Genomic DNA, 6,007 nt, shown 5'->3' with positions numbered 1-6,007 from the left:
GCTATAAACCCATTATCAATTCTTTCTATTTTATAAATATAAAAAAATAGTGCTGACAAGTTATACTTCAGTAGATTATTTATTTTAAGAAGTCCCGATCCACCTTCTTCTACAACATCTTTACGATATTGTTCAGGATTCTTCACTTTATTTATTGCATCTGAGAGCCTACTTTGAACTACTTCGAGATTTATTTCACTATTCAAATTGTTATGCACCCTGATTTTTAAAATATCAAAATTAGATTTTTCGAATTCTTTTAAATAATGTAACGAATCTTCACTTAGTAAAGACTCGTTACTCCTCAACAAATCTAATGCTTCATCCTTTTTAATTTCTGAAACATCAATGGTAATAATCAATTTTTCCGATGACAATCCCGAATGCTCAATTGCATTAGTATATAAATTTATCATTAAATCCAACAGGTAGCTAAAAGAATCACCTTTAAGAAGTAGGTCTGAATCTAAATTTTGTTTAACACTAATTTTTGTGCGCTCTTTATTCTGTTTGTTCATAATTGTGATACAAGTGCTAATTAAATCACTCATATTATAGTCAGGGAGGTCTATTTGTTTACGCACTACAAACCACTGACTAAAATTGTCGATATCATTTTTAATTACTGTTGTACATAGGTTTATCTGATTTATTAATGTAATGTACATTTCATTTTCTCGATCAGTCTTTCTTAATTCGTCTGCATCAAGTTTTAATTGCTCTAAATATTCAATAAAAGTTTCATACAGCTCGGTTGTAATCCTTCTTCTAATCCTCTTTGCATTAACTTCAGTTATTGCCCAGAAGTATCGAATAGTATCTTCCATGAAAGTATCATACTCTGAGGTGTTTATTGAAGCATACATCATTAATAATGTACTATCTTCTCTAAAGTTCAAATAGTTAAACATACCTTCTAGATGAGATGCATCTAAAATTCTAACCCAGCTTCTAACCTCATCTATTTTTTTTACGATTTTCTTCGTAAATTCAGACAATAAAGTCTTAATTTTATTTACATGATCCTCTTGGTCATTTCCTATACCAGTTGCAAACTCATCCCAAAATGTATTTACCATATAATCATCTGTATCAAGCTTTAAAGAAAATAGATTATAGTTTTTAAAAGTACTTGATAAATTACTTTCTAATAATCCATGTCTAATTCTAGAACTCAAAAAATTAGCTAGTCCATATTTAGGATTAAATAAAAATTCATTTATCAAATCATTGACTATCTCTTTATACATTAAAAATCTTTGTTCCTTTTCTTGATCATCTGAAATTTCCATTTTTATACTATTTCCTATTTGTACTAAATCATTTACTTTGGAAAAGTCATAAAAACTTAGATCGTAATCTAAGGCTTTTAATGCAATGTACCTTTCAAATTTTTCTCTTAGTATTTTTTCTTGTTCTAACATAATTGCATTGATATCAACATATATTTTCTTTTCTACAACAGATTTAACTCTTTCTTGAACACTTTGTAATTTTGATATTTCGTTTAGTTCATCAAGATATTTCAAAACTTGTACTTTATCAGCATCTGCTAAGTATTTGAGTATTTTAATTCTTTCTTCATTTCTAGTTTTGGGAGTAAGTCTGACAAATCTCTTCATAACCTCTTTAGAACAAACTTTAGATAATATAAAGATAGTTTCATTTTTAAATATCGCATTTTCTTCAACCCATGGAATTAGTTCTGATGGCAAGTTCATTTGATTTTCAGTTAGAAATGTAATCAAGGACTTAAATACTAAACTGTCATTTTTTCCATTAATATGGTTAAAAATGATGTTTTTTATAGTAGATACTTTAATTTTATTATTATCGATGTGATCTATGACATCTCTATAGTTAATTCGCATTACCATATCACTATTTATAAAATAAGAATCTACATAAAGGTTTATTGCATGCTCTATCTTTCCTTGGTCTAAATACAAAGAAAATAACTTATTTAGGACCCTTTCATAATAATAGTCAATTAAATCAATATTACTTTCTTGATTTCCTTTTAATTTTTCAACTAACTTTTCAAATTCTATAATCGCTTGATTTGGACTAACTTTACTTAATGACTTTATTTTGTACAGAATTGAGCGTTCTTCTGGGATCTCTTTCAGTAAGGAATCATTAAATGAGTTCTTCAAGTAAGCTTTAAATAAGGAAACAGTATTTGTATAAAAGCCTGCCTCTACTATCTTATCCAGAAAAACATCTTGTTTTTCTATTGAAAACATAAACCTCGGCGTTATTTGATATGAATTAATATCAGATATTACTTTGTAATAATCTCGTGTTTTATTATCAAGATTTATATGTCTACTGTAGAAACTAATAATCTCATGTGATACTGATAAATTACCTGTTCTTTTAGAAAAATCTAATAAATTATTTAAAAATTTTCTTTTTTGAGTGCAAATAAGGATATTATATACAGGCAGTAAAATGTTTTCTTTGATAATAGGATATGGTGTCTCAAAAGTAATAATATCTATATTTTTGTGTATAATACATTTGACAAGAATTTCATATAAATTAAAGTACAATGACGAATCATCTAATTTATTTATTAAAGTGATACACTCATCATAATTCCCTTTTGTATATAACTCGACTATATACTCAACGTTTTGATCAGTAACTTCTTGAAAATTAAAATTTTCCACTAAACATTGCCCACTTAGTAATTTCAAATTTCTAATTCTAAAGTCATTTACATTCAAATTATTTAATAGTGACATAACTTCAGGAACTAGATTTTTATGTCTCTCATCAGATACAATAAATGAGCAAATTTTAATTACATCTTCATACATATCTATAAGTGGAAGCATGGAAGAGAATGATAGCACTCTTTTAATACTATCAACCGTCATCTCATGATGAAGAATGTCAAATTGAAAATTAAAGTAGTCATATAATAATGAATTAAAAAAACTATCTTCTTTTACTCGAAACAACGAATTTAATTTGTAAATAAAGTTGGAGTAAGTAGATTGTTTCTCAGCTTTAAAACTAAAAAATTCACAAAATCTCAAAAGAATATAATCCTTAGTTTCATTTGCCAATTCAGATAGCATTTCTCTATTTTTTTTGAATCCTCCTTCAAGTTCCGATATATTCATAGTTTGCTCTAATCCCCACACGGAATAAGTTATTTCATTAATTGAATTCAGTATACTCTTTGCAACAGCAAAGTTACCTTTAAGCAATGAAGATTCATAACTTTTCTTTAGGTTCAAGAAATCGTTTATCTCATTCTCATAGTTCTTTAACAATAAAACACACCATTCTAATTCACTTTTAACACTACCTTCATTGTTAAAAGGAATATACCCTGAATTCATTATATCCCTAAAATTCTTTACGACCATTCCTCTGAAAAAGTAACGATAGCCTGGAAAATTGTTATTAGCTTGGTAATAATCCATAATATTTCTTTTCACGCTTTTTGAAGAGTTATATTTAACTTGAAACATTACACGAGATATATTACTGAGATTGTTAATAACAGTTCGTCTAAATAACTTAACTGATTTTTTCATAACCATTATTTCACACCACCTGTTTTCATGATTTTATATCGTACTATTCGGTTTATATATAGAACATAAAGATTTACCCTTTAGATTTTTTATGTCTCAAATCATTATTATCAGTTTTATACACAACTTTGTTATTATCTGTAATTTCCTATTGATTATTATAGCTTACTTCTGTATTATGCGCTGTACCTAATTCCTTATAGAATCACTTTGATGATGTTTAAATTTCTTTATTTTCATAGTAATATATCAATCAAAAACATGCCGTTTCCCCATTTAGAATAATTATGTTATTCTGGATGTAAGTTGTGTAGATAATAGAAGAGCTCCTAATAGCAGTATAGGGAATTTCGTTAGTCTAACACTTTATTTTGAGAAAAAAATTAAAAGAAATGATAAATTGTTCAGTTCAAGTATATAAAAATCACTTCATTTATTTTGAATTCTGATACTAAATTAGTTGGAATCGAATAAAATAAACTTCATAATAATGATCTTGTTCCAAAGCAAAATCAATAACTACATGTACTTTAAATGAAAAGAAGCACCAGACGTTGATTCTACTGTCTGGTGCTTCTTTTCATTATTTGTTGATGATAACGCAGTCTGGATATAAATATTTGGCTAATCGGTTTGCTTCATGCAGATTAGGAGCATCTAAAAATTTATTTACTGTTCCTTTGACCTTACAATGAATAGTGACTTTCCAAGTCATATAGCGATTATAAAATTTGCTGTCATATCTTCTTGCTGGGAATGCCTTTACAAAACCATCTAAGTCATCAAAATCTACGTTAGACTTGATAATAACTCCATTCTCTCCCATGTCCTTATAAAGTATATATGATGGAAAACTCTTTTTCCCTCCAACTATCCCTCGAATCAATTGATTATCTAGTGGATAAGTTAAGTAGTTATTGTTAGTGTTTCCTTGAACGTAATAATATTTTTGATTAAGTTGAACGATATCCCCTTTTTTAAATTTGAATGTTTTCTCCATTTGTTCTTTAAGGTACTTCTCATACGGTGCATTCGCTTTCTTTAACTCTTTTTCTGTAAGCGGTATGGGATGAACATACAATCTGATCGGATCTTGAATTCTGAAAGAATCTGTTCTTTTTCTCAATATAAACACTCCTCTAGTTTCTTTATAGCAAAAAAAATACGCGCTCTTTCCAGAAACCACAAAATAAATGGTCACTCGAAAGAGAGCGTATTATAATCATAAGTCTTCGTAGCGCATGCCTGAAGATAATGTATTTAATTAATGTATACAGTAAGTATAGTTGTTTTTAAGATAGGATTCAAATAAAGTGAACCTTGATTATATTGAAAATGTAATCGTATACGTTTAGCTAATTAAAGTCTATCTTCTTCATACTGCCTTTGCGCTTGGATTTGTAAATTATCCAACAAAGCCATAGCACCATGTATACTAACTGGTATAGAATCTAGCTTTAACTCTGAGCCTTTCATATGCTCTTGAAAACGTTGAGGATCGAATTGATCGACATTAAATAGGCATTCTGTTCGAACATCCAGAATTGCTAAGTACATTGGATATACTACATGACCATTTTTAACTTCTGCAATCATCTCATCACTGCTTGTGTCAGTGATCATAATAGCCGGAAATAGGTTTTTATATTGAGTGATATACTCCCATAACTCTTCAACTGTATCAATATAATCAGGGCTATGATATTGACCATTCCCTTCTACTTTATAACAAGAATAAGCCATGTTATTTATCTCCCTTCTTTTTAGACTATAAGATTGTAAATTAGTGTTCTTTTATTTTACGTATTATTGGGTTTGAATTTCTACATTCGATACTTGACTTAATAGTTCCACCCATACTTTTGAGTTATTCTTTTCATGTAGTGTTCTCATAATGGTAGCAGCAGATGGTATATCCGATTGTAGATTTTTATAATAATGATCATATTGATATCTAGTAAAGGTTGCATTAAAGAAGTAACTTGCATTTCGTAGAGCTTCCCAACAGTTAACTTCTGTAAAAACTTTTGTTCTACCATTTGTTTTCAAACGTTTTCTTGGTGTTTTTCTTGTGAAATTATAACAATCTGTCAACACTGGAAGATCCTTTTCAGCAATAAGGGTTCTATCTATACTCAATCGTAGTATGGTTGTTTGTAATGATTGATTCCCATGGAAATACTTTAATAAAATATCAGCATAATTATAATCACTATTCAAAATTGATGTAATCTTCTCAATTGCTTCTAAAATGGCTATTTCGCGGTGTTCAGAGCAGAGTTCAAGTATTTCTATTCTTTTCTCTAGTACATTAAAGATTTCATCCATGTCAAACCTCCATACATAAAAAAGCACCCCGCAGATAGACGTATAGCCTATTTGCGAGGTGCTTCCTCTGTAATGTTTATTCTATTAAAGTCATATTAACATCGTATAACTAAAAAGTATAGGTG

At 28.6% G+C, this 6,007-nt stretch carries 4 protein-coding genes; all 4 read right to left on the bottom strand.

Annotation, left to right across the window (positions count from 1 at the left end):
- On the bottom strand, positions 1-3,560 hold a 3,560-nt coding region (locus tag PTI45_RS15790; protein ID WP_139129265.1), incomplete at its 3' end, for a hypothetical protein.
- A gap of 577 nt (positions 3,561-4,137) precedes the next feature.
- Positions 4,138-4,680 carry a hypothetical protein gene (locus PTI45_RS15785; protein WP_069328565.1) on the bottom strand — a complete coding sequence of 181 codons (543 nt, stop codon included), beginning with the start codon at positions 4,678-4,680 and terminating at the stop codon, positions 4,138-4,140.
- A 233-nt stretch (positions 4,681-4,913) separates the two neighbouring features.
- Entirely contained in the window at positions 4,914-5,297 is a 384-nt protein-coding gene (locus PTI45_RS15780) for a hypothetical protein (RefSeq protein ID WP_069328564.1), read from the bottom strand.
- Positions 5,298-5,360: 63 nt separating this feature from the next.
- On the bottom strand, positions 5,361-5,882 hold the full coding sequence (locus tag PTI45_RS15775) for a hypothetical protein (protein ID WP_069328563.1): 522 nt from the start codon (positions 5,880-5,882) through the stop codon (positions 5,361-5,363).
- Between the last annotated feature and the right edge of the window lie 125 nt (positions 5,883-6,007).

The sequence above is a fragment of the Paenibacillus nuruki genome (assembly GCF_001721045.1).
GTDB lineage: Bacteria > Bacillota > Bacilli > Paenibacillales > Paenibacillaceae > Saccharibacillus > Saccharibacillus nuruki.
The sequence above is the reverse complement of the archived record's forward strand: the minus strand, read 5'-3'. Positions and strand labels throughout refer to the sequence as shown.